This is a genomic window from Pseudomonas sp. FW215-R2 (assembly GCF_058789255.1).
On the sequence record NZ_JBYTBO010000016.1, the window covers coordinates 1 to 25,493 of the forward strand.

Below are 25,493 nucleotides of genomic sequence, written 5' to 3' on the forward strand. Positions count from 1 at the left end.
GAGTTTCAAGGAGTTTTCCGTTTCGACTGCGCCGGAAGTGGGGCGAATTATAGGCCTCCAGAATCTGCCGTCAACCCTTAATTTCGCTTTTCTTTCAATAACTTGCCGATTGGCCAAAAAACACCCGATTCCCTCTATATAGAAGAAAGAGATACCACCCCTTCTATATAGAGGAAGCCATCAAAGCACCCCATCCTCTTTCATCGCAGCCACCGCCCCAGCCCCCAGGCCCAGCACCCGCTGCAAAACCTCCAGCGTATGTTCGCCCAGCAAAGGAGGCGCACGACGGTACTCAACAGGAGTGCGAGACAACCGAATCGGACTGGCCACCTGCGGCACCATCCCCGCCAGAGCATGTGGCAGCTCAATCGCCAGCCCACGGGATTTCACCTGCGGATCCTCGAACACCTGCGACAGATCATTGATCGGCCCGCACGGCACACCCGCCTGCTCCAGTTGAGCCACCCACTCGGCGGTCGTCTTGAAGACCGTCGCCTGGCGGATCAGTGGAATCAGCACCGCCCGGTTCGCCACCCGCAGCTTATTAGTCGCGAAACGCGGGTCATCCGCCCACTGCGGCTGCCCCGCCACTTCGGCAAATTTGCGGAACTGCCCGTCATTGCCCACGGTAAGAATGAAGTCGCCATCGGCCGTAGGAAAATCCTGGTACGGCACGATATTCGGATGTGCATTCCCCAACCGCTTCGGTGCATTGCCCGTCGTCAGGTAATTCATCGCCTGGTTAGCCAGACATGCCACCTGCACATCCAGCAACGCCATATCGATGTGTTGACCGCCGCCATCGTGATCACGATGAGCCAGTGCCGCCAGGATCGCCACAGTCGAATACAGCCCCGTGAGGATATCCGTGAGCGCCACACCGACCTTCATCGGCCCGGCGCCCTCATCACCTTCAGGTCTCCCGGTGAGGCTCATCAGCCCGCCGAGCCCCTGAATCATGAAGTCATAACCCGCGCGCTTGGCATACGGCCCGGTCTGGCCAAAACCAGTGATAGAGCAATAGATCAGATCCGGATTGATCGCCTTCAGCGACTCATAGTCCAGACCATAAGCCGCCAACCCACCGACCTTGAAGTTCTCGATCAGGATGTCCGACTTGGCTGCCAGCTCCCGTACAAGTTTCTGACCTTCGGGACGCGTGAAGTCGATCGTCACCGATTGTTTGTTGCGGTTGGCCGACAGGTAATACGCCGCCTCCGACGTATTCTCGCCGTAAGCGTCTTTCAGAAAGGGCGGCCCCCAGGCACGAGTGTCATCACCATTGCCCGGGCGCTCGACCTTGATCACTTCCGCCCCAAGGTCGGCAAGAATCTGCCCGGCCCATGGGCCGGCCAGCACTCGCGACAAATCCAGTACCCGCAGATGCGACAGCGCGCCCATGGTCGCTCTCCTATTAATAGAACGCCTGCAGGCCGGTCTGTGCACGACCGAGGATCAGCGCATGAACGTCGTGAGTACCTTCATAGGTATTCACCACTTCCAGGTTGACCAAGTGACGGGCCACCCCGAACTCATCGGAGATCCCGTTACCGCCCAACATGTCACGCGCCATACGAGCGATATCCAGAGACTTGCCGCAAGAGTTGCGCTTCATGATCGAAGTGATTTCAACCGCAGCGGTGCCTTCATCTTTCATGCGCCCCAGACGCAGGCAGCCTTGCAGCGCCAGAGTGATCTCGGTTTGCATGTCCGCGAGCTTCTTCTGGATCAACTGAGTCGCAGCCAACGGACGGCCGAACTGTTGACGGTCCAGGGTGTACTGGCGAGCGGTGTGCCAGCAGAACTCCGCCGCGCCCAGCGCGCCCCAGGAGATGCCATAACGTGCAGAGTTGAGGCAGGTGAACGGACCTTTCAAACCACGCACGTCCGGGAAGATGTTCTCTTCCGGCACGAACACGTTATCCATGACGATTTCGCCGGTGATCGATGCTCGCAGGCCGACCTTGCCGTGAATCGCCGGAGCGCTCAGGCCTTTCCAGCCCTTCTCCAATACGAAGCCGCGGATGTCCCCAGCGTCGTCCTTGGCCCAGACCACGAACACATCGGCGATCGGGCTGTTGGTGATCCACATCTTGGCGCCAGTCAGGCTGTAGCCGCCTTCCACTTTGCGTGCACGAGTAATCATCGCGCCCGGGTCGGAACCGTGGTTCGGTTCGGTCAGACCGAAGCAGCCGATCCATTCGCCGGAAGCCAGTTTCGGCAGGTACTTCTGCTTCTGTGCTTCGGTACCGAATTCGTTGATCGGCACCATGACCAGCGAAGACTGCACGCTCATCATCGAACGGTAGCCAGAGTCGACGCGCTCGACTTCACGAGCAATCAGACCGTAGCTGACATAGTTGAGACCACTGCCACCGTACTGCTCGGGAATGGTCGCGCCCAACAGGCCAACCTCACCCATCTCACGGAAGATCGCCGGGTCAGTCTTCTCATGGCGGAAGGCTTCGAGGACGCGCGGCGCGAGGCTCTGCTGGGCGAATTGCTCGGCAGTGTCGCGGATCATGCGTTCTTCTTCAGTCAGCTGTTGATCCAGCAGCAGTGGATCGATCCAGTTGAAGCTAGCTTTACCGCCCATGAGTGAGTCCTCGCAAATCGGGTGAATTAACGTGGCATTGATCCTAGGCCCGCTTCGTCATCCCGGCAAACGAGGATTTCGCATCCTGTTGTGCTAATTTCTCACTCCGAAACGTCGCGAAATGCCGATTGAGCGATGTATTAGTGAGGTTGACGTACATGCGCCGAAAGATACCCAGCACCACCGCCCTGATCAGCTTTGAAGCCGCCGCCCGTCACGAGAGCTTTACCAAGGCCGCCGAAGAACTTTCTCTCACCCAGGGCGCCATTTGCCGACAGATCGCCAGCCTTGAGGACTTCCTCAGCGTCGAACTGTTCCGACGCTCCCGTCGCGGGGTGAAGCTGACGGAAGCAGGTCTTTCCTACAGCCGCCGGGTTGCCACTCAACTCGACGCCGTGGAGCGCGACACCCTCTCGGTGATGGGTCAGCAAGGTACCAATGTGATCGAGCTCGCTGTGGTGCCCACCTTCGGCACGCAATGGCTGCTGCCAAGACTGAAGGACTTCCAGCTCAAGCACCCCGAAGTAACGGTCAACCTGACCAACCGCACCCGCCCGTTCCTGTTTGCCGACACCGATTTCGATGCCGCCATCTATTTCGGCGATGCCGATTGGTCGGGGACGGAATCCCACCGATTAATGGGTGAAAATCCGATGCCGGTGTGCAGCCCTGCCTTGCTCGGTAACAAGAACAGTCTCACACCCGAAGAGATCGCCGATCTGCCTCTGCTCCAGCAAACCACCCGCCCCTACGCCTGGCGGCAGTGGTTCAACTCGCAGCACCTGAACATTCCCCGCGACATGACAGGCCCACGCTACGAGCTATTCTCCATGCTGGCCCAAGCGGCCATGCACGACATGGGTATCGCGCTGATCCCACCGTTCCTGATTCAACGTGAACTGGCCGAGAAACGCCTGGTGATTGCCAACCCGAACGCACTCTCCAGCATCAAGGCGTATTACCTGATGATTCCGGAGCGAAAGGTCGAATCCGCGTCACTCAAGGCATTTCGCGATTGGCTGGTGAACCAGGCACACAGCTACAACCTAGAAGGATAAAGGCTTTCAGCGATTACTAACCCCGTAGTCAGGATATTCAAAGCCCTACAGATATAACTATTTGTCGCAAATCGACAGACTGTATCCGAAAGTCGTACAGACGTCCCACAAGCGGCTGGCGACGTGGCTTTGAGCCTTCATTCGCGACTCATTACGACCTATTCACGTCACCGATGAGAAAATTCTTCAAATTCATCCACACTCCTTGCAAGGCACGGCCTGCAAGGGATTCAGCCAGCCATCTGCGACATTCGGTCACGGGATGACTTGTAGTTAATTTTCCGTCACCCGTCATAATCCCTTGAAGGGCATAAACTTCGCCTGCAAAATGCCGCGCCCCGCCCTGATTTGGCGGGATCGTGCTGATCGGCCGCCCCAGTCGCACCATCCGTAGTGCATGGGTTTACTCAATAAGATCACGCAGGAGATTTGACGTGCACATTGGTGTTCCTCTCGAAACCCAGACGGGTGAAACACGGGTTGCTGCAACCCCGGAAACCATCAAAAAGCTGATCGGCCAGGGTCATAAGGTCACTGTACAAAGCGGCGCTGGCATCAAGGCCAGCGTTGTCGACAGTGCCTATGAAGCGGCAGGCGCGACCATTGGCAGTGCCAGCGATGCGTTTGGTGCAGAGCTGATTCTCAAAGTGGTCGCCCCCAGCGACACCGAACTGGCGCTGATCAAGCGCGGCACGGTGCTGGTGGGCATGCTCAATCCGTTCAACAATGAAACCATCGCCAAAATGGCCGAGTGCGGGATCACCGCGTTCGCCCTGGAAGCAGCACCACGTACCTCCCGGGCCCAGAGCCTCGACGTGCTGTCGTCCCAGGCGAACATTGCCGGCTATAAATCGGTTCTGCTGGCCGCCCACTACTATCCGCGCTTCATGCCGATGCTGATGACCGCTGCGGGCACCGTGAAAGCGGCGCGTGTGCTGATTCTGGGCGCGGGCGTGGCCGGTTTGCAGGCGATTGCCACGGCGAAACGTCTGGGTGCCGTCATCGAAGCGTCCGACGTACGTCCGGCCGTGAAAGAACAGATCGAGTCCCTCGGCGCCAAATTCGTCGACGTGCCTTACGAGACCGAAGAAGAACGCGAATGCGCGGTCGGCGTCGGCGGTTACGCACGCCCGATGCCGGCAAGCTGGATGCAGCGTCAGGCCCAGGCCGTGCACGAACGCGCCAAGCAGGCGGACATCGTCATCACCACCGCTCTGATCCCGGGTCGCAAGGCTCCGACGCTGTTGAGCGCGGACACCGTGGCGCAGATGAAACCCGGCTCGGTGGTCATCGACCTCGCTGCAGCCCAGGGCGGCAACTGCCCGCTGACCGTGGCCGATCAGGTCGTGATCGAGAACGGGGTAACCATCGTCGGCCCGACCAACCTCGCCGGTGAAGTCGCCGCAGACGCTTCGGCGCTGTACGCACGCAACCTGCTGGACTTCCTGAAGCTGGTCTTCACCAAAGAAGGCCAGTTCGAAGTGAACCTCGAAGACGACATCGTCGCCGCGTGCCTGATGTGCCGCGACGGCCAAGTCATCCGCAAAAACGCCTAAGCAGGGATTCAGACGATGGAAGAGCTTATCTCCCCCGGTATCTACAACCTGATCATCTTCGTGCTGGCGATTTATGTCGGTTACCACGTGGTCTGGAACGTTACACCCGCGCTGCACACGCCGCTGATGGCGGTGACCAACGCCATTTCGGCGATCGTGATCGTCGGCGCCATGCTCGCCGCCGCCCTGACCGTCACCCCGCTGGGCAAGACCATGGGCACCCTCGCCGTGGCACTGGCAGCGGTCAACGTGTTCGGTGGCTTCCTGGTCACCCGCCGCATGCTTGAGATGTTCAAGAAGAAAGCCCCGAAAGTAAAAGAAGAGGCGCCGAAGTAATGAGCATGAACCTCGTCACGACGCTCTACCTGATTGCGTCGATCTGCTTCATCCAGGCCCTCAAAGGCCTGTCGCACCCGACCACGTCGCGCCGCGGCAACCTGTTCGGCATGCTCGGCATGGCACTGGCAATCATCACCACTGTCGGCCTCATCTATAAGCTCGGTGCTGAGTTGGCGACTGCCGGTATTGGCTATGTGATCGTCGGCCTGCTGATCGGCGGCACCGCCGGTTCGATCATGGCCAAGCGCGTTGAAATGACCAAGATGCCGGAACTGGTCGCTTTCATGCACAGCATGATCGGTCTGGCAGCGGTGTTCATCGCCATCGCTGCGGTGGTTGAGCCGCAGTCGCTGGGCATCGTCAAGCAACTGGGCGACTCGATCCCGGCGGGTAACCGTCTGGAGCTGTTCCTCGGCGCAGCCATTGGTGCCATCACCTTCTCCGGTTCGGTGATCGCGTTCGGCAAGCTGTCGGGCAAGTACAAGTTCCGTCTGTTCCAGGGCGCACCGGTACAGTTCAGCGGTCAGCACAAGCTGAACGCGGTACTGGGTCTGGCGACGCTGATCCTCGGCATCACCTTCATGCTGACCGGCAACCTCGCCGCATTCGCATTGATGCTGGCCTTGGCCTTCATCATGGGCGTGCTGATCATCATCCCGATCGGCGGTGCCGACATGCCGGTCGTGGTGTCGATGCTCAACAGCTATTCCGGCTGGGCGGCGGCGGGTATCGGTTTCTCGCTGAACAACTCGATGCTGATCATTGCCGGCTCCCTGGTGGGTTCGAGCGGCGCGATCCTCTCGTACATCATGTGCAAGGCGATGAACCGTTCCTTCTTTAATGTACTGCTAGGCGGTTTTGGCAATACAGCAGACGCCGGCCCTGCCGGTGAAAAAGAAGCTCGCCCGGTGAAATCCGGTTCGGCTGATGACGCGACCTTCCTGCTGACCAACGCCGACACCGTGATCATCGTTCCGGGTTACGGCCTGGCGGTGGCCCGTGCGCAGCATGCGCTGAAGGAGCTGACCGAGAAGCTGACCCACCATGGCGTGACCGTGAAGTACGCGATTCACCCGGTGGCCGGTCGGATGCCCGGACACATGAACGTACTGCTGGCCGAGGCCGAAGTGCCGTACGACCAGGTGTTCGAGATGGAAGACATCAACTCCGAGTTCGGCCAGGCCGACGTGGTGCTGGTGCTCGGCGCCAACGACGTGGTCAACCCCGCTGCCAAGAACGATCCGAAATCGCCGATTGCCGGCATGCCGATCCTCGAAGCGTTCAAGGCCAAGACCATCATCGTCAACAAACGCTCGATGGCCAGCGGCTATGCCGGTCTGGACAACGAACTGTTCTACCTGGACAAGACCATGATGGTCTTCGGCGACGCGAAGAAAGTCATCGAAGACATGGTCAAAGCGGTCGAGTAACTCGCGCGCTGCTTCCCCGGACGCCCCGACTTGTCGGGGCGTTTTTGTTTGCGAAAAACGTCGGACAATTTGCCGCGTTGTTGCAGATCCGGTAACGGTGTTTTACTTGAAACCCGCTGAATAGACGCCTCGTTTGCGACCTTGGTAGCGGGACAGGCGCCCGCGAAATTCACTAGACTGCGCATCCTGCTACTCGCTGCCCGAGAAAATAATCCATGTACCGTGACCGTATTCGCCTGCCTTCGTTGTTGGATAAAGTGATGAGCGCCGCCGACGCCGCTGCGCTGATTGAGGACGGCATGACCGTCGGCATGAGCGGCTTCACCCGCGCCGGCGAAGCCAAGGCCGTTCCCCATGCACTGGCCGAGCGAGCCAAGGTCACGCCGCTGAAGATCAGCCTGATGACCGGTGCCAGCCTGGGCAACGACCTCGACAAGCAACTGACCGAGGCCGGCGTCCTGTCACGGCGCATGCCGTTCCAGGTCGACAGCACCTTGCGCAAGGCGATCAACGCCGGCGAAGTGATGTTCATCGACCAGCACCTGTCGGAAACCGTCGAGCAACTGCGCAACCAGCAACTGAAGCTGCCGGACATCGCCGTGATCGAAGCCGTGTCCATCACCGAACAGGGCCACATCGTGCCGACCACCTCGGTGGGCAACTCGGCGAGCTTCGCAATCTTCGCCAAACACGTGATCGTCGAGATCAACCTGGCGCACAACGCCAACCTCGAAGGTCTGCATGACATCTATATCCCGACCTATCGCCCGACCCGCACGCCCATCCCGCTGGTAAAAGTCGACGACCGCATCGGCAGCACCGCGATCCCGATCCCTCCGGAGAAGATCGTCGCGATCGTGATCACCCAGCAGTCGGATTCGCCGTCCACCGTCTCGGCGCCTGATGTCGACACCAAAGCCATCGCCGATCACCTGATCACCTTCTTTAAACAGGAAGTCGATGCCGGACGCATGACCAACAAGCTCGGCCCGCTGCAGGCCGGGATCGGCAACATTGCCAACGCGGTGATGTGCGGGTTGATCGACTCGCCGTTCGAAGACCTGACCATGTACTCCGAAGTGCTGCAGGACTCGACTTTCGACCTGATCGATGCGGGCAAGCTGAGCTTCGCCTCGGGCAGCTCGATCACGCTGTCGGAGCGGCGCAACAGCGACGTATTCGGCAACCTTGAGAAGTACAAGGACAAACTGGTGCTGCGCCCGCAAGAGATCTCGAACCACCCGGAAGTGGTTCGGCGCCTGGGCATCATCGGTATCAACACGGCGCTCGAGTTCGACATCTATGGCAACGTCAACTCCACCCACGTCTGCGGTACGCGGATGATGAACGGCATCGGCGGTTCGGGCGACTTCGCGCGCAACGCACACCTGGCGGTGTTCGTGACCAAGTCGATCGCCAAGGGCGGCGCGATTTCCAGCGTGGTGCCAATGGTCAGCCACGTCGACCACACCGAGCATGACGTCGACATCCTGGTGACCGAGGTCGGTCTGGCCGACCTGCGTGGCCTGGCGCCACGTGAACGCGCCCGGGTCATCATCGACAACTGTGTGCACCCGGACTACCGCCAGGCGCTGAACGACTACTTCACAGCAGCCTGCGCCATCGGCGGCCACACCCCGCAAATCTTGCGTGATGCTCTGAGCTGGCACATCAATCTGGAAGAAACCGGGCGCATGCTGAAGGCGTAATCCGCACAGATTTTCCGCTGGCGCAAACACAGTTTCGTCAGCGGGATTCTGAAAACTTCCATTACCGTCAAAAACTGTACTGCTGTACCGGTCTTTTCCTAAGGCTTTTGCCTACTCGAATCACCGAATTGAGCAAAAATGCACCAAATAGGCGCAGACAGGTACAGTTTGCGCAATTTTGACCCGTACACCCCCCATAAACAGTTAACTGGTCACTCACAATACAAGTGAACTGTATCTAGAGAGTCTGGCCAAACGAGAGGATCATGGGCACCAGTTAAACCACTACCTGATCCCGCCACAAGCGGAAGGATGTCAACCATGGAACGTACACTCAGTTCCGAACTGTTCTTCGAAGACAAAGCTGCAAAAACCCAGGCTTCCCTGCCTCTGCGCGTTATCGCCAACCTGATGCTGTGGCAGCGCCGCATCTCCAGCCGCCACCAACTGGCTCGTCTGGATTCGCGTCTGCTGGCTGACGCCGGGATTAGCGAAGCACAACGCTACGAAGAGCTGAGCAAGCCGTTCTGGCGCTAAGTAGCGTCGCTGGCTCTGGTCGCTAGACCCACCGCCAGCAACCCGAATTGAACACACAAGACCCGTCGCGGGAAACCGCGACGGGTCTTGTCGTTTTGGACCCGGAAAACATCCGGTACAGGGGGCTGTATCGATGATAGGTACAGTTTTAATTAACTAACAACTGAACCAGTACAATTTTGCCGCAGTGTATCTGCCGTGCTCACTGCATTCGGCTCAACATGACCTTCCGCCCCTCCCCACCGGCAAAAGGAAGACGTCATGAATCACTTACAGGATGTTTCAGCAGTTGCGGTCGAACGCTCTCCTCGCTTCGGTCTCCTTCGACGGCTATTCAGAGGTTTCTGGCAAGGCCTGGAGCGCGCCAGGACGCGGCGCCTGCTGGCTCAACTCGATGGGCGGGATCTCGCCGATCTGGGCCTCAGCCACGCCGATCGGCAGAACGAACTGGAGAAACCCTTCTGGCGCTAGCATTTTGCCCTCTGTGCGAAACCTCCCACACAGGCCTAATATCCGGGCAGAACGTGGCGAATGCCGTGCGACTGGCGTCTGACTTCCCAGACACCAAGCCACCTCTCAATACGATATTTCCAGAGGAGTTACACCATGTCCCGTCTTCGCCTGCTCAGCGCTGCCGCCCTGCTGGCCGTGGCTGCCAATGCCAGCGCTACCAGCTTCATCGTGACCACCGACGCCGTTGTTGGCGCGCTGAAGTCCTCTTCGGACGCGACTTCCGACGTCAGTTCTTCGCTGCGTGACAACAAAGTCGTGATCGCTGCCCGTGACGACGCTGCCAGCTTCGTTGCCAGCGAAGGCCAGATCCGCGGCGTGAAGCTGGAGAGTGCTCTGGACCTCATCCGCCATCAGGCCCCGCAACTGAATGCGACCGACGCACAACTGGCACAAGCCATTCTGGCGATCTGAGCCGGCATTGCTGGAAGGGACATGCCAGTCATGTCCCGATGTTTCGCCGCTGGCTCTGGCCCGGGCATTACGCTAGCCTTGGGACTCGCTAACAGCACCTGAGACTCATGCGTTTTCTTTCAAATCTGCTTATCCCTTCTGTTCTGGTCACTGCTTGCTGGACGACCTCGGTCGATGCCTTTGACGTCTCGACGCAAAACACCGTTGTCAGCGGTTACGCCACCAGCATGGTGTCTTCCGCGCCTTTCGACCGTAAACTGCTGCTCGCCGCCCACGACGATGCGGCGGCATTCGTTGCCAGTGACGGCCAGTTGCGAGGCGCTCAGCTGGAATCCGCGTTGCATTACCTGCGCAAATCCCGGCCAAAACTTCATGTAAGCGACCTTGAACTGGCACAGGCAATTCTCGTCCAATAGTTATTCTTGCCCCCTCCGGAGTCGTTCCATGCGTAGCCCGCTGATTGCTGCCGCCCTTGGCCTGTTGTTGTTGGCCGATATGGCCCAGGCGCACACCCTGGTAGCCACCAGTAACATCATCGTTCGTGCCTCCCAGCGCACCATCGATTTCACTTCCGATACCACCACTTCGATCCGCGATTCGAAAATCATCCGCGAAGCCCACGATGACGCCGCCAGCTTCGTCGCCAGCAACGGTGATATCCGTGGCGCGCACCTGGAAGCCGCCCTCAACACCCTGCGCACCCGCGTGCCGGAAGCCCGCGACGCCAGTGATCAGGTACTCGCCGAAGCCATCCTCGCATTGTGAAGTCTCTCAACGCCTGGCTGCTGGCCGGGGCGCTGCTGCTGATCGGCAGCAACGCCCACGCCAGCCTGCAACTGCGGCTCAAGACCGACGGCCTGAGCCCCGCCCAACAACAGGCCAGCCAGGCGTTGCTCGATGAAGCGATGCAGAAACTGCCGCCCAGCTTCATCGAACGCCTGGATCGACGCATCGATGTCGGCTGGACCGACGACATGCCTGCCAATGCCTATGGCCAGGCGACGCTCGTCTCCGAGCTGGACCTGAACCGCAGACTGCTCGCCAGTCTCACCGACGGCAGCGCGGCCACGCAAAAAACCAATCGCCCCCACGGCACCGTGCGGCAGGAACTGCTGGCCACGGTGCTGCACGAAATCACCCATATCTACGACCGCGCACGCCTGTGGCCGGCCGCCGAACGCACGCTGATCCAGCGCTGCACGCGCCGCAACAACAGTGCCGGGCTGATCGGCCTGCCGGATGAGTGTCGGGGTCAGAATGACCGGCGTTTCACCCTCAGCGATGACCCGCGCCTGCTCGACCTCGCCGGCTGGCAGCAATACGTCGGCCGCCGTGGCGAACGTGAACAGCACAACCGGCAGATCGCCCGCAGCCCGGACCTGTACGAGATATCCAGTCCGAAGGAGTTCGTCGCGGTCAACATGGAGTACTTCCTCCTCGACCCGAGCTACGCCTGCCGCCGCCCGGCGCTGTACCGCTATTACAAGGAACACTTCGGCTGGGCGCCGCCGGAAAAGGACTCCTGCGCCAAATCCTTTGCCTTCCTCAATGCCGGCAACGACTTTGCCAAACAGCCGCTGGGCCAGGTCGATCCGGAGCGGGTCTACGCCATCGACTACCTGCTGGCCGAAGCGAACCAGAACTGGGTCAGCCGCTGGGGGCACAGCATGTTGCGCCTGGTGATCTGCGCCCCGGGCCGGCCTCGCGGGCCGGATTGCCGACTGGATCTGGACCAGCATCTGGTGCTGTCCTACCGCGCATTCGTCGGCGATGTGCAGTTGTCGAGCTGGGACGGACTGGTCGGCAAATACCCTTCGCGCCTGTTCGTCCTGCCGTTGGCGCAGGTGATCGACGAATACACCAAGACCGAACTGCGCAGCCTCGCCTCGGTGCCGCTGAACCTGTCCCGCAGCGAGATCGAAGACGTCGTCGAACACGCCGCCGAAATGCACTGGAGCTACGACGGCAATTACTTCTTCCTGTCCAACAACTGCGCGGTGGAAAGCCTGAAACTGCTGCGCAGCGGTAGCAACAATGCGCAGCTCACCGGCCTCGACAGCATCATGCCCAACGGCCTGTTGGAGGTGCTCAAGGGCCGGGGCCTGGCGGATACCAGCGTGCTCGACAATCCCAAAGAGGCGTTGCGCCTGGGCTATCGTTTCGACTCGTTCCGCGATCGCTATCAGGCAATGTTCGAGGTGCTGAAGAAGCAATTGCCGATCAAGCAGGCCAGCGTCGAGGAATGGCTTTCGCTGTCTGCCGAAGAGCGGCGGCCATGGTTCGAACGCGCGGACCTGCGTACCAGCGCCGCATTGCTGCTGTTGGAGCAGGCAAGCTTCCGTCGCCAGTTGCTGCTGGCCCAGGATGAGGTCAAGCAACGCTACCTCGGTGCCCGGGAACTGGAAAACGGCGGCATGGACAAGGCCAACGCAACGTTGCAGCAGATCCTCGCCAACAGCGGCTTCCTCAGTCGCCCGGCAGAACTGCTCGACTCTCGTGGTTATGGCCTGCCACAACCCAGCGAGTTCAGCCGACTGGAAGCCGAAAGCAGTCAGCGCCAGAAACAGCTACTGGTGCTGAGCGGTGATCTGGACAAGGAAGTGCGAGCGCTGCTGGAACCGAAGCGGGCAGCGGAGATTGCCGCCAACGAGGCCAACGTGAAGCAGATCGGCGAGCATTTGCGCAAACTGCACAAAGCCTCGGGTGGCCTGGAGCTTCCCTGAAAAACCACTCCCCTGAAAAACAAAAGACCGCAGCCTGCGAAAGGCTGCGATCTTTTTTATTGCCTGCAAATCAGTACAGAACACCATCCAACACTTCGTAGACGATCCCGGTACCGATCGCGATCAACACGATATCGCCACCGGCCCGACGCCATTCATAGCCCGGATACACCGGCAAACGTCCCAACGCCCGAGCATCCAGCCGCTCGCCGTAATAGCCGTGCGGCAACGGCCGGCCGCGTTCCAGGCGAATACCCGGAGGCGGAGGTGCACCGCGAACGAAGTAGCCGTGATTGTCACGAATCACCTGACGCACCGGCCCGAAGTCGCGCGGTGGCGGGCCACCCCGATGGCTGCTTTGCCAATCATGGTGATCGCCACCGCGATTGTCGTACTGACCCTGTTGCGGGCCGCCGTGGTCGTGATCGTCGCGTGGGTCAGCGCTGGCCAGCAGCGGCGTGGCGCTGATCATCAGCACGCCCAGACTGGCAATCAGACGTTTCGGCATTTTCATGGATTTTCCTCACTGCACTAACAGCAAAAAGGGACTCAGAACGTGGTTCTGAATCCCTCGGTCTTGCTTGATTAGTCTGTGCCGCGAGGTGCTAATTCCTCTGTATCAGGAACTTTACCTTCAGCTGACGCGGGCCTTACGCACGCCTTCGGACAGTGCCGAACACAGGCTCAGTACGCCGTCGATGGCCTGGTCCGGCGTGGTCGCGTTGGCGATGTGATCGATCAGCGCCGACCCCACCACCACGCCATCGGCCAGACGCGCGATGGACGCAGCCTGCTCCGGCGTACGGATACCGAAACCGATGCTGATCGGCAGGTCGGTATGACGACGCAGACGCGCCACCGCTTCCTCGACATGTTCCAGAGTCGCCGCACCGGCACCGGTCACACCGGCGACCGACACGTAGTAAACGAACCCGGAGCTGCCGTTCAACACTTTCGGCAGACGTGCATCATCCGTGGTCGGCGTAGTCAGGCGGATGAAGTCGATGCCTGCAGCCTGGGCCGGGTCGCACAGCTCCGAGTTGTGCTCCGGCGGCATGTCGACCACGATCAGGCCGTCAACGCCGGCCTCTTTGGCTTCGGCGATGAAGCGTTCGACACCGAACTTGTGGATCGGGTTGAAGTAACCCATCAGTACCAGCGGCGTGTCGCTGTTGTCCTTGCGGAACTCGCGGACCATCTGCAGGGTTTTGATCAGGTTCTGTTTGGCACCCAAAGCACGGATGTTCGCCAGCTGGATCGCCGGACCGTCGGCCATCGGGTCGGTGAACGGCATGCCCAGTTCGATAACGTCGGCACCGGCTTTCGGCAGGCCCTTGAGGATCGCCAGCGAAGTGTCGTAGTCCGGATCACCTGCGGTGACGAAGGTCACCAGTGCGGCGCGGTTCTGTTCCTTGAGTTCGGCAAAGCGGGTTTGCAGGCGGCTCATCAGTGTTTCTCCTGCTTGGAAGTTTCCATGTGGTGCATGACGGTCTGCATGTCTTTGTCACCGCGGCCGGACAGGTTGACCACCATCAGGTGATCCTTCGGCAGCTTCGGCGCGCGTTTGAATACTTCAGCCAGGGCATGGGCGCTTTCCAGTGCCGGAATGATCCCTTCCAGACGGCAGCACTGGTGGAATGCCGCAAGGGCTTCGTCGTCGGTCACCGAGGTGTACTGGACGCGGCCGATGTCATGCAACCACGCGTGTTCCGGGCCAATGCCCGGATAGTCGAGGCCGGCGGAAATCGAGTGGGCGTCGATGATCTGACCATCGTCGTCCTGCAGCAGGAAGGTTCGGTTGCCGTGCAACACACCCGGTACGCCGCCGTTGAGGCTGGCCGCGTGCTTGCCGGTCTCGATGCCGTAACCGGCGGCTTCGACGCCGATGATTTCCACGCTCTTGTCGTCGAGGAACGGGTGGAACAGGCCCATGGCGTTGGAACCGCCGCCGATGCACGCCACCAGGCTGTCCGGCAGGCGACCTTCCTGAGCTTGCAGCTGCTCGCGGGTTTCCTTGCCGATCACAGCCTGGAAGTCGCGAACCATCGCGGGATAAGGGTGCGGGCCGGCTACGGTGCCGATCAGGTAGAAAGTGCTGTCGACGTTGGTCACCCAGTCACGCAGTGCTTCGTTCATCGCGTCTTTCAGGGTGCCGGTACCGGCGACCACCGGGATCACCTCGGCGCCCAGCAGCTTCATGCGGAACACGTTGGCCTGCTGACGTTCGATGTCAGTGGTGCCCATGTAGATCACGCAGTCCAGACCGAAGCGCGCAGCCACGGTGGCGGTTGCCACGCCGTGCATGCCGGCGCCGGTCTCGGCGATGATGCGTTTCTTGCCCATGCGCCGCGCCAGCAGGATCTGGCCGATGCAGTTGTTGATCTTGTGCGCGCCGGTGTGGTTCAGCTCTTCGCGCTTGAGGTAGATCTTGGCGCCACCACAGAACTCGGTCAGGCGCTCGGCGAAATACAGCGGGCTCGGACGTCCGACGTAGTCGCGCTGGAAGTAGGCCAATTCCTCTTTGAACGCCGGATCTTCCTTGGCCGCTTCGTACTCGCGGGCCAGATCGAGGATCAACGGCATCAGGGTTTCGGCAACGTAACGGCCGCCGAACGAGCCAAACAGGCCGTTGGCGTCAGGGCCGTTGCGCAGATCGGAGGTGTTCGAAGTCTGGGTCATGGTTCGCTCCAGCGGATTTCACGAGAAGACAATGGCGTTCACTCTACCCCTGACCTTGCAGGCTGAAAACCGATAAGATCGCCACAACCTGTCAGGAAAACTCACAGATATCATGAGCCATGACCTTCCCCCGCTGAACGCCCTGCGCGCCTTCGAAGCCACCGCCCGGCTGAACAGCGTCAGCCAGGCCGCCGAGCAGCTGCACGTCACCCACGGCGCGGTCAGCCGCCAGCTCAAGGTGCTTGAAGAGCACTTGGGCGTCAGCCTGTTCGTCAAGGACGGTCGCGGCTTGAAACTCACAGATGCCGGTATCCGTCTGCGCGATGCCAGCGGCGAGGCGTTCGACCGCTTGCGCAGTGTTTGTGCCGAGCTGACCCAAAGCACCGCCGACGCTCCCTTCGTGCTCGGCTGCTCCGGCAGCCTGCTGGCGCGCTGGTTCATTCCGCGACTGGGAAGGCTCAATGCCAATCTGCCGGACTTGCGCCTGCACCTGTCGGCCGGAGAAGGCGACCTCGATCCGCGCCGCCCGGGACTCGATGCCTTGCTGCTGTTCGCCGAACCGCCATGGCCGGCGGACATGCAAGTCTACGAGCTGGCCAGCGAACGCATCGGCCCGGTCATGAGCCCGCTGTTCAGCGGCTACCAGCACCTGAAATCGGCGCCGCCCACTGCCCTGCTCGGCGAACCCTTGCTGCACACAACCTCGCGCCCACAAGCCTGGCCGAGCTGGGCGCAGCAAACCGGCCTCGACGCCAAGGCGTTGAAGCTGGGGCAAGGTTTCGAGCATCTGTATTACTTGCTGGAAGCGGCCGTCGCCGGATTGGGCGTGGCGATCGCGCCGGAACCCTTGGTGGCCGAAGACTTGAAAGCCGGTCGCCTGGTCGCGCCATGGGGCTTCTGCGAAACCCCGGCGCAACTGGCGTTGTGGCTACCCAAGCGCGCCGCGGACGGGCGCGCCCGGCAATTGGCACAGTGGCTCAAGAACGAGCTGCGCCAGGCGGATCACTCGCCGCGCTTGAACAGCAGATAAGCGGCCAGCAGACCCAGTGCACCGACCGCCACACCGGCGGTCGTCCACGGATGTTCCTGCGCATAATCACGGGTGGCGATCCCGGTTTCGCGGGTTTTGACTTTGACTTCTTCGTAGGCATCGCTGAGCAGGCTGCGCGAGTGTTTCAGCGCGCTTTCGGCATTGCCCTTGAGCGCCTTGAGGGTCTTGCGCGACTCGTCCGAAGCGTCGTCCTTCAGGCTTTCCAACGACTTGAGCAGACTCTCGATCTCCGCTTCCATGCTTTGCAACGAGGCTTTGCGTAACGAGGTGTTGGCCATGGTGGCTCTCCTGCATTGGTGATGAGTGGCGTGTGTTGTTTGGGACTTCGCGGGTTCTGGAAAGTGCAGAAAATCTGAACTCGCCTTTCCCGAAGCGAACGAAATCAACACTGCAAATCGCTGCTAGGCTCAATTCCACACGTCCAGGAGATCGCCATGAGTGACCATCACACCTACAAGAAAATCGAGCTGGTCGGTTCGTCCCCCAGCAGCATCGAAGACGCCATCAACAACGCGCTGGCCGAGGCCGGCAAGAGCATCAAGCATCTGGAATGGTTTGAGGTGGTCGATACCCGTGGCCACATCAAGGACAACAAGGCCGCCCACTTTCAAGTGACCCTGAAAGTCGGGTTCCGGATTGCCAGCAGCTGAGTTTGGTCTACGCTTCTGAACTTGCGCGCTGGCCGAATGCCATAGGAATGGCAAAGCGCTACAGGGTGAGCGCATCGGGTAGATCGCTCGATGCCCGCCTCTTTTAATCCGACCAGGGAGTGCGACCGATGAAGAAGTTCATGTTGGCAGTAGGTTTGTTGAGCCTTGCGGGTGGTGCGTTTGCTGCCGGCAAGCCCTGTGAAGAAGTGAAAGCCGCGATCGCGGCAAAACTGGATGCGAAACACGTCTCCGGTTATTCGCTGGAAATCGTCGATAAAGGTGCTGCGGCTGGCGGCAAGGTCGTCGGCAAATGCGAGGGCGGCACCAAGGAAATCGTCTACAAGCGCGGTTGATCGCGCCTGAAATGCAAAAGCCGACGCAATGCGTCGGCTTTTTTGTGCCCGGCTATCTTTTTTGCACAACTATCGGACTTCAGCCCTTCATCACCTGCGCCAGCAATTCGTAGGAATGCAGGCGATCGGCGTGTTCGTACAGGTCGCAGGTGAAGATCAGCTCATCCGCCTGAGTCTGTTCAATCAGCACCTCAAGTTTTGCGCGGATTTTCTGCGGGCTGCCGACCATCGCCAGACCGAGGAAATCGCCCACCGCCTCACGCTCGTGGGGCAGCCACAAGCCGTCCATGGTTTTCACCGGCGGACGCTGCACCAGACTTTGCCCACGCATCAGCGCGAGAATTCGCTGGTACACCGAGGTCGCCAGGTAATCGGCCTGCTCGTCGGTGTCGGCGGCCACCAGCGGCACGCCGAGCATCACGTACGGCTTGTCGAGCACCGCCGATGGCTTGAAGTGGTTGCGGTAGACGCGAATCGCCTCGTGCATGAAGCGCGGTGCGAAATGTGAGGCAAAGGCGTAGGGCAAACCGCGCTCGCCGGCCAGTTGCGCACTGAACAGGCTGGAACCCAACAGCCAGATCGGCACGTTGGTGCCGGTGCCCGGCATCGCGATCACACGCTGATCCGGCGTACGCGGGCCGAGGAAACGCGCCAGTTCGGCCACGTCTTCCGGGAAGTCGTCGGCACTGCCGGAGCGTTCACGGCGCAGGGCTCGGGCGGTCATCTGGTCGGAGCCGGGCGCGCGGCCCAGGCCGAGGTCGATCCGCCCCGGATACAGGCTTTCAAGGGTGCCGAACTGCTCGGCAATCACCAGCGGCGCGTGATTGGGCAACATCACGCCGCCGGAGCCGACGCGGATAGTCGACGTGCCGCCGGCCAGATAGCCCAGCAGCACCGACGTCGCAGAACTGGCGATGCCGTCCATGTTGTGGTGCTCGGCGACCCAGAACCGGGTGTAGCCGAATTTTTCGACATGCTGCGCCAGATCCAGCGAGTTGCGCAGCGACTGGGCCGGGCTGCCGTTCTCGCGCACCGGCACCAGATCGAGGGTGGAAAACTTTACGTCGGACAGTTGCTTCATAAACCTGCATCTCCGATTGAGGGCGCAGGTTTGTTCTTGGCGAACGCAAACCTGCCCAATTCATAAGCGTGTTCTGTGCAATAAGGGCATATACCCGAGTTTCAATAGCCGATCCGAAATTTCCTACTAAAAAAGTCAACGATTCAGATGAGCTGAACTTTGTCCCGGCGTCTATCCTCAGAAGCCTTGCAAGCAGAAACCCTGATGGCGCGGCGTTTCGCGCCGATTTGAGGAGGCACACATGGCTATCGTGAAGAAGGCATCCGCACATTGGGAAGGTGACCTGAAAACCGGCATCGGCTCGATCTCCACCGAAACCGGCGTCCTGCGGGAAGCGCCGTACGGCTTCAAGGCCCGCTTCGAAGGCGGCAAGGGCACCAACCCGGAAGAACTGATCGGCGCCGCCCATGCCGGCTGTTTCTCCATGGCGTTCTCGATGATCCTCGGCGACGCCGGGCTGAAGGCCGAAAGCATCGACACCCAGGCCGAAGTCACCCTCGATCAGGTTGAGGGCGGTTTCGCGATCACCGCCGTGAAGCTGATCCTCAAAGCGATAATCCCAGGTGCCACCCAGGCGCAATTCGAGGAACTGAGCAACAAGGCCAAGGAAGGATGTCCGGTATCGAAGGTGCTGAACGCGAAGATCAGCCTGGATGCGTCACTGGTCAGTTGATTGACTTGCGCCGAATCAGAACCCGCCAGGCAAAAATGTGGTCGAATAAATGACAGCAGCTTTCGCGCATCTTCGTGCGCGCTGCTCCCAGGAGCTTCAACCATGAAACGTTTTGCCTTGGCGGTTATCTGTGGCGTGCTGGCGACGTCGGCCTTCGCGGCGCCAAAAGATTGCGAAGAACTCAAGCAAGAGATCGAAATCAAGATTCAGGCGAATGCCGTGCCCTCCTACACCCTGGAGATAGTCTCCAAAGAGGAAGCCGAAAAGCACGACGTCGCCATGATCGTCGGCACTTGCGACAACGGTACGAAGGCCATCATCTACCAGAAGAACGACCGCTGATTCAGGTTAGATGGCGCAATAGGTGTCGCGATCCTCGGCAACAATTTCCCGCTTGGCGTTATACAGCCGGGCACTGGGAGTAAACATCAGGGAGCGACCCTCCAGCACATAACGCTGACCCGCTTCGAAATGGTCGAAGCGGATGGTCAGGTAGCACAGGCGCTCCACGGGGTCGTTCAACAGACCGCCGCCTCCACCAGGCGCCTCGAAATCGAAACGCACCAGCAACTCATGGCTGCCGGGCGTTACCTGGAAAAAACGTCCGTCAGTCAGGCGCTGCTTGTCGAGACGTTCGGCCATCAGCAGTTTTCCGCCCGGGGTCGGCGTCGAGAACTCGACCCAGGCCATGTTGGGGTCGACCGGAGGCATCGGCGTCTGACAACCGGCGAGTACACCGGCAACCAGTAACAGCATCGTCTTGCGCATGATGAATGTCCGTGAATTCGGACATCCAGCATAACGCCGATCAGGTGCGCTGACAGCCTGCCGGTTTGCCCTGACCGACTACGTTGCGCTGCTGGTCATAGAGTTTGGCCCAAGGCCGGAAACCGATATTGCCGGCCTGGAGCTGATAGCGCTGGCCGGCGTTGAAGTCCTTGAATGTCACGTTCAACTGGCAATCGCGCCACAGGGGCTCCGCGTCGGGGCCGATGTTGGTTGCCTCCACCGGAAACTGGTAACGCACCTTCAGTTCATGGCTGCCGGGTTGTACTTCGAAGTAACGTTTGTCGACGGCAGCCTTCTTGTCGACTTCCAGCGCTTGCAGCGCCGTGTCCTGTTGCCGTGTATCCAGGTCGATCCAGGCTTGCGTGGGGGCGGGCGAAGGCATTCCGAATCCGGCACAACCGGCCAGCGTCAGCAGGCCTCCCGTCAGTATCAACATGCGCATGGCGGAGCTCCAATGGGCGGGATAGTCTTGCGATCAGACTTTCCGGGGGATTTCTTATTGTGATCAGGCCGTTTCCAAGCCTTGGGTTACTTGATCGCGTTTTGCGGGTTTTGTTTCCGAGCACATTGCTTTTGCTGCTCAACGGTTGTTCCAGCGTCAGCTATTACAGTCAGTTGGCCAGTGGTCAGCTGCAATTGCTGCGCGCGCGCGAGCCAGTGGCCGAGGTGATCGCCGACCCGAGCCGGGACGCCACACTGCGTGCCCACCTGGCCCAGTCGCAGAAGGCCCGGGACTTCGCCAGCCAACACCTGCACCTGCCGGATAACCAGAGCTATCGCCTGTACGCCGATATCCATCGCCCGTACGTGGTGTGGAACGTGTTCGCCACCCCGGAGTTTTCCCTGAGCCCGCAAAACCATTGCTTCCCGATTGCCGGCTGCGTGGCCTATCGCGGCTACTACAGCCAGAGTGCGGCGCGGGGCGAGGCGGCGATTCAGCGCCTGCAAGGCATGGACGTGTCGATTGGCGGCGTCGAAGCCTATTCGACCCTGGGCTGGTTCAATGACCCGATCCTCAACTCGATGATGGGCTGGGGTGACGAACGCTTGGCCACGCTGATATTCCATGAGCTGGGCCACCAACGTTTCTATGTGAAGGACGACACCGAGTTCAACGAGTCTTACGCGACCTTCGTCGAGCAGGAAGGCACCCGGCAGTGGCGGGCGTTTCGTGGCTTGCCGCCAGAAAATGACGCTCAACTCAAACGTCGTGACCAGTTCATTCAACTGATCCTCGACACCCGAACCCGGCTGGAGAAGCTGTACGCCCAGTCGATGCCCGTCGAACACATGCGCGAACACAAGGCTGCCGAGTTCGAACGGTTTCGCCGGGATTATCGGGCGATGCGCGACAGCCAGTGGGCCGGGGACAAACGCTACGACGCCTGGGTCAATGCGCCGCTGAACAATGCGCGGTTGTTGCCGTTCGGGCTGTATGACCAGTGGGTGCCGGCGTTTGCAGCCTTGTTCAGGCAGGTGGGCGGGGATTGGCTGAAGTTCTATGCACAGGTGGAGAAACTGGGCGGATTACCGGCGGACAAGCGAAAGGCAGCGCTGCGTGACCTGGCTACCCTTCGCTCGGATTGACGATCAACGCTGCAGAAACGCCTGATGCAACTCGGCCAGGGTTTCGAAGTGATAAGCCGGCGCCTCGGCGCTCAGCTCTTCATGGCTGCCGAAACCATAACCCACCGCCGCGGCATCCAGACCGTTGCTGCGGGCGCCGATCAGGTCGTGCTTGCGGTCACCGATCATCAGCGTATTGGCCGGATCCAGCCCTTCTTCTGCGATCAGGTGGGCAATCAGCTCGACCTTGTTGGTACGGGTGCCGTCCAGCTCGCTGCCGTAAATCACTTTGAAGTGTTTGGCGAAATCGAAGTGCCGAGCGATTTCCCGGGCGAACACCCACGGTTTTGAAGTCGCGATATACAGCTGCCGGCCTTGGCCACTCAGGGTTTCCAACAACGGCGTGACGCCCTCGAACACCCGGTTCTCGTACAACCCGGTGACCTTGAAACGCTCGCGGTAGAAATTCACCGCCTCCCACGCCTTCGCTTCATCAAAACCATAAAACTGCATGAACGCCTGCAACAGCGGCGGGCCGATGAAATGTTCCAGCTTGGTCAGGTCCGGCTCATCGATACCGAGTTTGCTCAAGGCGAACTGGATGGAGCGGGTGATGCCCTCGCGCGGATCGGTCAGGGTGCCATCGAGGTCGAACAGTACGGTCTGGTAATGCATGAAAAATCCCGAGCAATAGAGAGAAAAGTCAGAGCTGGTCGTAGCTTTCAGCCAGATGCAGGTCCTTGAGCTTCACGTAGTTCGCTGCGCTGTAGGTGAAAAAGGCGTTTTCCTTGTCGGTCAGCGGGCGAACCTGTTTCACCGGGCTACCGACGTACAGGAAACCGCTTTCCAGGCGCTTGCCCGGTGGCACCAGGCTGCCGGCGCCGATGATCACGTCGTCCTCGACCACCGCGCCGTCCATGACGATGCTGCCCATGCCGATCAGCACGCGGCTGCCGACGGTGCAGCCATGCAGCATGACCTTGTGGGCGATGGTCACGTCGTCACCGATCAGCAGCGGAAAGCCGTCCGGATTGAACGGGCCGGCGTGGGTGATGTGCAACACACAGCCATCCTGCACGCTGGTGCGCGCGCCGATACGGATGCGGTGCATGTCGCCGCGGATCACGGTCAGCGGCCACACGGAGCTGTCTTCGCCGATTTCGACGTCGCCGATCACCACCGCGGAGCCGTCGACAAAAGCGCCTTTGCTCAAGCGTGGGGTGTGATTCTGGTACTTGCGAAGGGACACGATTAGTTCTCTCTCTGTCGCCGATAGCTGCGGTGGGTGTCGATTGTAATTAAGATGGGCGCATGTTTCTTCCAGCCAAGGTGCCAACCGTGAGCGTGAACAACCCTCTTCTGCAGTCCTACGACCTGCCGCCGTTCTCCGCGATCCGTGCCGAACACGTGCAGCCGGCCATCGAAACCATCCTGGCCGACAACCGCGCCGCCATCGCCGAGATCCTCAAGACTCAGGGCCAGAACCCGACCTGGGCCGGGCTGGTGCTGGCGATGGACGAACTCAATGATCGCCTGGGCGCTGCCTGGAGCCCGGTCAGCCACCTCAATGCCGTGTGCAACAGCGCCGAACTGCGTGAAGCCTACGAGTCGTGCCTGCCGGCCCTGAGTGCCTACTCCACCGAGATGGGCCAGAACCGCGAACTGTTCCAGGCCTATGAAGCCCTGGCAAACAGCCCGGAAGCCGCCGGTTTCGACGTGGCGCAGAAAACTATCCTGGAACACGCCCTGCGCGATTTCCGCCTGTCGGGTATCGACCTGCCGGAAGCCGAACAGAAGCGCTACGCCGAAGTGCAGAGCAAGCTGTCCGAGCTGGGCAGCCGCTTCTCCAACCAGTTGCTCGACGCCACCCAGGCCTGGACCAAGCACCTGACCGACGAAGCCGCCCTCGCCGGCCTGACCGATTCGGCCAAGGCGCAAATGGCTGCTGCGGCACAGGCCAAAGGCCTCGACGGCTGGCTGATCACCCTGGAATTCCCGAGCTACTACGCGGTGATGACCTACGCCCAGGACCGTGCGCTGCGCGAAGAAGTCTACGCCGCCTACTGCACCCGTGCGTCGGATCAAGGCTCGAACGCCGGCCAGAACGACAACGGCCCGGTGATGGGCGAAATCCTCGACCTGCGTCAGGAGCTGGCAAAACTGCTCGGTTTCTCCAGTTTCTCCGAACTGAGCCTGGCGACCAAAATGGCCGAATCCAGCGACCAGGTGCTGAGCTTCCTGCGCGACCTGGCCAAGCGCAGCAAACCGTTCGCTGCCCAGGATCTGCAACAGCTCAAGGCTTACGCCGCCGAACAGGGCTGCGCCGATCTGCAAAGCTGGGACAGCGGTTTCTACGGTGAAAAACTCCGTGAACAACGCTACAGCGTCGCCCAGGAAACCCTGCGCGCCTATTTCCCGATCGACAAAGTGCTGGGCGGTCTGTTCGCTATCGTTCAACGTCTTTACGGTATCGAGATCGCCGAACTGAAAGGCTTCGATACCTGGCATCCGGACGTGCGCCTGTTCGAGATCAAGGAAAACGGCCAGCACGTCGGCCGCTTCTTCTTCGACCTCTACGCCCGCGCCAACAAGCGCGGCGGTGCGTGGATGGACGGCGCCCGCGACCGTCGCCGCACCCTCGACGGCGTGCTGCAAAGCCCGGTGGCCAACCTTGTGTGCAACTTCACGCCGGCCGACAGCGGCAAGCCTGCGCTGCTGACCCACGATGAAGTGACCACCCTGTTCCACGAATTCGGTCACGGCCTGCATCACCTGCTGACCCGCGTCGAGCATGCCGGCGTATCGGGCATCAACGGCGTGGCGTGGGATGCGGTCGAGCTGCCGAGCCAGTTCATGGAAAACTGGTGCTGGGAGCCGGAAGGCCTGGCGCTGATTTCCGGCCACTACGAAACCGGCGAGCCGCTGCCGCAGGATCTGCTGGAAAAAATGCTCGCGGCGAAGAACTTCCAGTCCGGCCTGATGATGGTGCGTCAGCTGGAGTTCTCGCTGTTCGACTTCGAACTGCACGCCACCCACGGTGACGGTCGCAGCGTCGCGCAGGTGCTGGAAGGCGTGCGCAACGAAGTCTCGGTGATGCGCCCTCCAGCCTATAACCGCTTCCCGAACAGCTTCGCGCACATCTTCGCCGGCGGTTACGCGGCGGGTTACTACAGCTACAAGTGGGCGGAAGTGCTGTCGGCAGATGCCTTCTCCAAGTTCGAAGAAGACGGCGTGCTCAATGCCGACACCGGTCGCGCCTTCCGCGAGGCGATCCTGGCCCGCGGCGGCTCGCAGGAGCCGATGGTGCTGTTCGTCGACTTCCGTGGCCGTGAGCCATCGATTGACGCACTCTTGCGCCACAGCGGCCTGAGTGAGGGCGCGGCAGCATGAGTGAGGCACCTGTGAAGACCAAAAAACGCTTTATCGCCGGGGCCGTCTGCCCGGCGTGCAGCGAGCCGGACAAGCTGATGATGTGGAGCGAGGACGATGTCCCGCACCGCGAATGCGTGGCGTGCGGCTACAGCGATACGCTGAACGCACAAGGGTTGTCGGTTCCAAAAGAGCTGGGCACGCGGGTCAACACCAGCGCGCTCAAGCCGGCCCCGGACAAAACGGTTCAGGCGGTGCAGTTCTTCCCGAATCCGAAACTGAAGAAGAAGCCCGACGAGCAACACTGATCCAGAACCACCTTCTGCCGAATCCCGGTGGAAGGTGGTATTGGCTTAACACCTGTCCCCTGCACTTGCTTCGTAGGCTGGCCGTTTCCGCCATGCCTCGAA

General features: G+C 60.5%; 30 protein-coding genes. 19 read left to right on the forward strand and 11 right to left on the reverse strand.

Features of this window, described 5'->3' with window-relative positions; genetic code table 11:
- Positions 1 to 180: 180 nt before the first annotated feature.
- On the reverse strand, positions 181 to 1,401 hold the full coding sequence (locus AC3WRD_RS20860; RefSeq protein ID WP_102621135.1) for a CaiB/BaiF CoA transferase family protein: 1,221 nt from the start codon (positions 1,399 to 1,401) through the stop codon (positions 181 to 183).
- Between the two features lie 13 nt (positions 1,402 to 1,414).
- Positions 1,415 to 2,596 (reverse strand): acyl-CoA dehydrogenase, encoded by a 1,182-nt coding sequence (locus AC3WRD_RS20865; protein ID WP_085712999.1) that lies wholly within the window; start codon positions 2,594 to 2,596, stop codon positions 1,415 to 1,417.
- A 158-nt stretch (positions 2,597 to 2,754) separates the two neighbouring features.
- Between AC3WRD_RS20865 and AC3WRD_RS20870 the strand changes: the two genes are divergently transcribed.
- The 11 genes from AC3WRD_RS20870 to AC3WRD_RS20920 all read left to right on the forward strand — a co-directional run bounded on the left by AC3WRD_RS20870 (position 2,755) and on the right by AC3WRD_RS20920 (position 12,872).
- Positions 2,755 to 3,654 (forward strand): LysR family transcriptional regulator, encoded by a 900-nt coding sequence (locus AC3WRD_RS20870; protein WP_102621136.1) that lies wholly within the window; start codon positions 2,755 to 2,757, stop codon positions 3,652 to 3,654.
- Between the two features lie 434 nt (positions 3,655 to 4,088).
- Positions 4,089 to 5,210, forward strand: coding sequence for a Re/Si-specific NAD(P)(+) transhydrogenase subunit alpha (locus AC3WRD_RS20875; RefSeq protein ID WP_102621137.1), 1,122 nt, complete (start codon positions 4,089 to 4,091; stop codon positions 5,208 to 5,210).
- 15 nt (positions 5,211 to 5,225) lie between these two features.
- Positions 5,226 to 5,546 (forward strand): NAD(P) transhydrogenase subunit alpha part 2, encoded by a 321-nt coding sequence (locus AC3WRD_RS20880; RefSeq protein ID WP_003187417.1) that lies wholly within the window; start codon positions 5,226 to 5,228, stop codon positions 5,544 to 5,546.
- A complete protein-coding gene (locus AC3WRD_RS20885) occupies positions 5,546 to 6,979 on the forward strand; it encodes an NAD(P)(+) transhydrogenase (Re/Si-specific) subunit beta (protein WP_102621138.1) in 1,434 nt (477 codons plus the stop codon). The genes AC3WRD_RS20880 and AC3WRD_RS20885 overlap by 1 nt, the downstream gene beginning before the upstream one ends.
- A gap of 215 nt (positions 6,980 to 7,194) precedes the next feature.
- A complete protein-coding gene (gene scpC, locus AC3WRD_RS20890; protein WP_102621139.1) occupies positions 7,195 to 8,688 on the forward strand; it encodes a succinyl-CoA:acetate CoA-transferase ScpC in 1,494 nt (497 codons plus the stop codon).
- A gap of 321 nt (positions 8,689 to 9,009) precedes the next feature.
- Entirely contained in the window at positions 9,010 to 9,225 is a 216-nt protein-coding gene (locus tag AC3WRD_RS20895; RefSeq protein ID WP_003220409.1) for a DUF1127 domain-containing protein, read from the forward strand.
- Between the two features lie 261 nt (positions 9,226 to 9,486).
- Complete coding sequence (locus tag AC3WRD_RS20900; RefSeq protein ID WP_096822460.1) at positions 9,487 to 9,696, forward strand: DUF1127 domain-containing protein; 210 nt, start codon at positions 9,487 to 9,489, stop codon at positions 9,694 to 9,696.
- Between the two features lie 135 nt (positions 9,697 to 9,831).
- Positions 9,832 to 10,149: a DUF2388 domain-containing protein gene (locus tag AC3WRD_RS20905; protein ID WP_085713004.1), complete on the forward strand. Its 318-nt coding sequence runs from the start codon at positions 9,832 to 9,834 to the stop codon at positions 10,147 to 10,149.
- Positions 10,150 to 10,256: 107 nt separating this feature from the next.
- A complete protein-coding gene (locus tag AC3WRD_RS20910) occupies positions 10,257 to 10,565 on the forward strand; it encodes a DUF2388 domain-containing protein (RefSeq protein WP_102621140.1) in 309 nt (102 codons plus the stop codon).
- 28 nt (positions 10,566 to 10,593) lie between these two features.
- Complete coding sequence (locus AC3WRD_RS20915; RefSeq protein WP_065260625.1) at positions 10,594 to 10,914, forward strand: DUF2388 domain-containing protein; 321 nt, start codon at positions 10,594 to 10,596, stop codon at positions 10,912 to 10,914.
- Complete coding sequence (locus AC3WRD_RS20920; RefSeq protein ID WP_102621141.1) at positions 10,911 to 12,872, forward strand: DUF7844 domain-containing protein; 1,962 nt, start codon at positions 10,911 to 10,913, stop codon at positions 12,870 to 12,872. Before AC3WRD_RS20915 ends, AC3WRD_RS20920 begins: the two co-directional genes overlap by 4 nt.
- 70 nt (positions 12,873 to 12,942) lie before the next feature.
- Here AC3WRD_RS20920 and AC3WRD_RS20925 read toward each other — a convergent pair whose 3' ends face one another.
- From AC3WRD_RS20925 to trpB, 3 genes are all read right to left on the reverse strand, one after another.
- On the reverse strand, positions 12,943 to 13,386 hold the full coding sequence (locus AC3WRD_RS20925) for an anti-virulence regulator CigR family protein (protein ID WP_102621142.1): 444 nt from the start codon (positions 13,384 to 13,386) through the stop codon (positions 12,943 to 12,945).
- 120 nt (positions 13,387 to 13,506) lie between these two features.
- A complete protein-coding gene (trpA, locus tag AC3WRD_RS20930) occupies positions 13,507 to 14,319 on the reverse strand; it encodes a tryptophan synthase subunit alpha (protein WP_007953915.1) in 813 nt (270 codons plus the stop codon).
- Positions 14,319 to 15,551, reverse strand: coding sequence for a tryptophan synthase subunit beta (gene trpB / locus AC3WRD_RS20935; RefSeq protein ID WP_085713009.1), 1,233 nt, complete (start codon positions 15,549 to 15,551; stop codon positions 14,319 to 14,321). Before trpB ends, trpA begins: the two co-directional genes overlap by 1 nt.
- A gap of 112 nt (positions 15,552 to 15,663) precedes the next feature.
- Here trpB and AC3WRD_RS20940 point away from each other — a divergent pair, with 112 nt between their 5' ends.
- Positions 15,664 to 16,581 carry a LysR family transcriptional regulator gene (locus tag AC3WRD_RS20940; RefSeq protein WP_102621143.1) on the forward strand — a complete coding sequence of 306 codons (918 nt, stop codon included), beginning with the start codon at positions 15,664 to 15,666 and terminating at the stop codon, positions 16,579 to 16,581.
- Here the strand turns inward: AC3WRD_RS20940 and AC3WRD_RS20945 are convergent.
- The gene (locus tag AC3WRD_RS20945; RefSeq protein ID WP_007953918.1) at positions 16,554 to 16,880 is read right to left on the reverse strand and encodes an ElaB/YgaM/YqjD family protein; all 327 of its coding nucleotides are present in this window, start codon (positions 16,878 to 16,880) and stop codon (positions 16,554 to 16,556) included. The two genes, AC3WRD_RS20940 and AC3WRD_RS20945, sit on opposite strands and share 28 nt — an antisense overlap.
- Positions 16,881 to 17,036: 156 nt before the next feature.
- Between AC3WRD_RS20945 and AC3WRD_RS20950 the strand changes: the two genes are divergently transcribed.
- Together AC3WRD_RS20950 and AC3WRD_RS20955 are read left to right on the forward strand one after the other, a co-directional pair.
- Positions 17,037 to 17,252, forward strand: a complete 216-nt coding sequence (locus AC3WRD_RS20950) for a dodecin (RefSeq protein WP_096822455.1) — start codon at positions 17,037 to 17,039, stop codon at positions 17,250 to 17,252.
- Positions 17,253 to 17,380: 128 nt separating this feature from the next.
- A complete protein-coding gene (locus AC3WRD_RS20955) occupies positions 17,381 to 17,605 on the forward strand; it encodes a DUF1161 domain-containing protein (protein ID WP_096822454.1) in 225 nt (74 codons plus the stop codon).
- A 79-nt stretch (positions 17,606 to 17,684) separates the two neighbouring features.
- On the opposite strand, the gene AC3WRD_RS20960 is transcribed toward AC3WRD_RS20955, so the two are convergent.
- The gene (locus tag AC3WRD_RS20960; protein WP_039764807.1) at positions 17,685 to 18,686 is read right to left on the reverse strand and encodes an LLM class flavin-dependent oxidoreductase; all 1,002 of its coding nucleotides are present in this window, start codon (positions 18,684 to 18,686) and stop codon (positions 17,685 to 17,687) included.
- Between the two features lie 241 nt (positions 18,687 to 18,927).
- Here AC3WRD_RS20960 and AC3WRD_RS20965 point away from each other — a divergent pair, with 241 nt between their 5' ends.
- Both AC3WRD_RS20965 and AC3WRD_RS20970 read left to right on the forward strand, forming a co-directional pair.
- Positions 18,928 to 19,359: an OsmC family protein gene (locus tag AC3WRD_RS20965; RefSeq protein WP_102621144.1), complete on the forward strand. Its 432-nt coding sequence runs from the start codon at positions 18,928 to 18,930 to the stop codon at positions 19,357 to 19,359.
- Between the two features lie 102 nt (positions 19,360 to 19,461).
- Positions 19,462 to 19,701 (forward strand): DUF1161 domain-containing protein, encoded by a 240-nt coding sequence (locus AC3WRD_RS20970; RefSeq protein ID WP_074689739.1) that lies wholly within the window; start codon positions 19,462 to 19,464, stop codon positions 19,699 to 19,701.
- A 6-nt stretch (positions 19,702 to 19,707) separates the two neighbouring features.
- Here the strand turns inward: AC3WRD_RS20970 and AC3WRD_RS20975 are convergent, their stop codons facing one another.
- Together AC3WRD_RS20975 and AC3WRD_RS20980 are read right to left on the reverse strand one after the other, a co-directional pair.
- Positions 19,708 to 20,127 (reverse strand): PA0061/PA0062 family lipoprotein, encoded by a 420-nt coding sequence (locus AC3WRD_RS20975; RefSeq protein WP_096822452.1) that lies wholly within the window; start codon positions 20,125 to 20,127, stop codon positions 19,708 to 19,710.
- Positions 20,128 to 20,167: 40 nt separating this feature from the next.
- Positions 20,168 to 20,590 carry a PA0061/PA0062 family lipoprotein gene (locus tag AC3WRD_RS20980; protein WP_102621145.1) on the reverse strand — a complete coding sequence of 141 codons (423 nt, stop codon included), beginning with the start codon at positions 20,588 to 20,590 and terminating at the stop codon, positions 20,168 to 20,170.
- 59 nt (positions 20,591 to 20,649) lie between these two features.
- Here AC3WRD_RS20980 and AC3WRD_RS20985 point away from each other — a divergent pair, with 59 nt between their 5' ends.
- Complete coding sequence (locus tag AC3WRD_RS20985; RefSeq protein ID WP_102621146.1) at positions 20,650 to 21,735, forward strand: aminopeptidase; 1,086 nt, start codon at positions 20,650 to 20,652, stop codon at positions 21,733 to 21,735.
- Between the two features lie 3 nt (positions 21,736 to 21,738).
- On the opposite strand, the gene AC3WRD_RS20990 is transcribed toward AC3WRD_RS20985, so the two are convergent.
- Positions 21,739 to 22,389 carry an HAD family hydrolase gene (locus AC3WRD_RS20990; RefSeq protein ID WP_096822449.1) on the reverse strand — a complete coding sequence of 217 codons (651 nt, stop codon included), beginning with the start codon at positions 22,387 to 22,389 and terminating at the stop codon, positions 21,739 to 21,741.
- Between the two features lie 28 nt (positions 22,390 to 22,417).
- Complete coding sequence (locus AC3WRD_RS20995; RefSeq protein WP_102621147.1) at positions 22,418 to 22,963, reverse strand: gamma carbonic anhydrase family protein; 546 nt, start codon at positions 22,961 to 22,963, stop codon at positions 22,418 to 22,420.
- A 62-nt stretch (positions 22,964 to 23,025) separates the two neighbouring features.
- Here AC3WRD_RS20995 and prlC point away from each other — a divergent pair, with 62 nt between their 5' ends.
- Both prlC and AC3WRD_RS21005 read left to right on the forward strand, forming a co-directional pair.
- The gene (prlC, locus tag AC3WRD_RS21000; RefSeq protein WP_173861374.1) at positions 23,026 to 25,104 is read left to right on the forward strand and encodes an oligopeptidase A; all 2,079 of its coding nucleotides are present in this window, start codon (positions 23,026 to 23,028) and stop codon (positions 25,102 to 25,104) included.
- The gene (locus AC3WRD_RS21005) at positions 25,101 to 25,391 is read left to right on the forward strand and encodes a YheV family putative zinc ribbon protein (RefSeq protein WP_007953955.1); all 291 of its coding nucleotides are present in this window, start codon (positions 25,101 to 25,103) and stop codon (positions 25,389 to 25,391) included. The genes prlC and AC3WRD_RS21005 overlap by 4 nt, the downstream gene beginning before the upstream one ends.
- The last annotated feature ends 102 nt before the right edge of the window (positions 25,392 to 25,493 follow it).

Bases quoted from the DNA above. Each gene is read 5' to 3' on its own strand.
- AC3WRD_RS20860 (WP_102621135.1), bottom strand. From the start codon at position 1,401: ATGGGCGCGCTGTCGCATCTGCGGGTACTGGATTTGTCGCGAGTGCTG.
- AC3WRD_RS20865 (WP_085712999.1), bottom strand. From the start codon at position 2,596: ATGGGCGGTAAAGCTAGCTTCAACTGGATCGATCCACTGCTGCTGGAT.
- AC3WRD_RS20870 (WP_102621136.1), top strand. From the start codon at position 2,755: ATGCGCCGAAAGATACCCAGCACCACCGCCCTGATCAGCTTTGAAGCC.
- AC3WRD_RS20880 (WP_003187417.1), top strand. From the start codon at position 5,226: ATGGAAGAGCTTATCTCCCCCGGTATCTACAACCTGATCATCTTCGTG.
- AC3WRD_RS20885 (WP_102621138.1), top strand. From the start codon at position 5,546: ATGAGCATGAACCTCGTCACGACGCTCTACCTGATTGCGTCGATCTGC.
- scpC (WP_102621139.1), top strand. From the start codon at position 7,195: ATGTACCGTGACCGTATTCGCCTGCCTTCGTTGTTGGATAAAGTGATG.
- AC3WRD_RS20895 (WP_003220409.1), top strand. From the start codon at position 9,010: ATGGAACGTACACTCAGTTCCGAACTGTTCTTCGAAGACAAAGCTGCA.
- AC3WRD_RS20900 (WP_096822460.1), top strand. From the start codon at position 9,487: ATGAATCACTTACAGGATGTTTCAGCAGTTGCGGTCGAACGCTCTCCT.
- AC3WRD_RS20905 (WP_085713004.1), top strand. From the start codon at position 9,832: ATGTCCCGTCTTCGCCTGCTCAGCGCTGCCGCCCTGCTGGCCGTGGCT.
- AC3WRD_RS20910 (WP_102621140.1), top strand. From the start codon at position 10,257: ATGCGTTTTCTTTCAAATCTGCTTATCCCTTCTGTTCTGGTCACTGCT.
- AC3WRD_RS20915 (WP_065260625.1), top strand. From the start codon at position 10,594: ATGCGTAGCCCGCTGATTGCTGCCGCCCTTGGCCTGTTGTTGTTGGCC.
- AC3WRD_RS20925 (WP_102621142.1), bottom strand. From the start codon at position 13,386: ATGAAAATGCCGAAACGTCTGATTGCCAGTCTGGGCGTGCTGATGATC.
- trpA (WP_007953915.1), bottom strand. From the start codon at position 14,319: ATGAGCCGCCTGCAAACCCGCTTTGCCGAACTCAAGGAACAGAACCGC.
- trpB (WP_085713009.1), bottom strand. From the start codon at position 15,551: ATGACCCAGACTTCGAACACCTCCGATCTGCGCAACGGCCCTGACGCC.
- AC3WRD_RS20940 (WP_102621143.1), top strand. From the start codon at position 15,664: ATGAGCCATGACCTTCCCCCGCTGAACGCCCTGCGCGCCTTCGAAGCC.
- AC3WRD_RS20945 (WP_007953918.1), bottom strand. From the start codon at position 16,880: ATGGCCAACACCTCGTTACGCAAAGCCTCGTTGCAAAGCATGGAAGCG.
- AC3WRD_RS20950 (WP_096822455.1), top strand. From the start codon at position 17,037: ATGAGTGACCATCACACCTACAAGAAAATCGAGCTGGTCGGTTCGTCC.
- AC3WRD_RS20955 (WP_096822454.1), top strand. From the start codon at position 17,381: ATGAAGAAGTTCATGTTGGCAGTAGGTTTGTTGAGCCTTGCGGGTGGT.
- AC3WRD_RS20960 (WP_039764807.1), bottom strand. From the start codon at position 18,686: ATGAAGCAACTGTCCGACGTAAAGTTTTCCACCCTCGATCTGGTGCCG.
- AC3WRD_RS20965 (WP_102621144.1), top strand. From the start codon at position 18,928: ATGGCTATCGTGAAGAAGGCATCCGCACATTGGGAAGGTGACCTGAAA.
- AC3WRD_RS20970 (WP_074689739.1), top strand. From the start codon at position 19,462: ATGAAACGTTTTGCCTTGGCGGTTATCTGTGGCGTGCTGGCGACGTCG.
- AC3WRD_RS20975 (WP_096822452.1), bottom strand. From the start codon at position 20,127: ATGCGCAAGACGATGCTGTTACTGGTTGCCGGTGTACTCGCCGGTTGT.
- AC3WRD_RS20980 (WP_102621145.1), bottom strand. From the start codon at position 20,590: ATGCGCATGTTGATACTGACGGGAGGCCTGCTGACGCTGGCCGGTTGT.
- AC3WRD_RS20990 (WP_096822449.1), bottom strand. From the start codon at position 22,389: ATGCATTACCAGACCGTACTGTTCGACCTCGATGGCACCCTGACCGAT.
- prlC (WP_173861374.1), top strand. From the start codon at position 23,026: ATGTTTCTTCCAGCCAAGGTGCCAACCGTGAGCGTGAACAACCCTCTT.
- AC3WRD_RS21005 (WP_007953955.1), top strand. From the start codon at position 25,101: ATGAGTGAGGCACCTGTGAAGACCAAAAAACGCTTTATCGCCGGGGCC.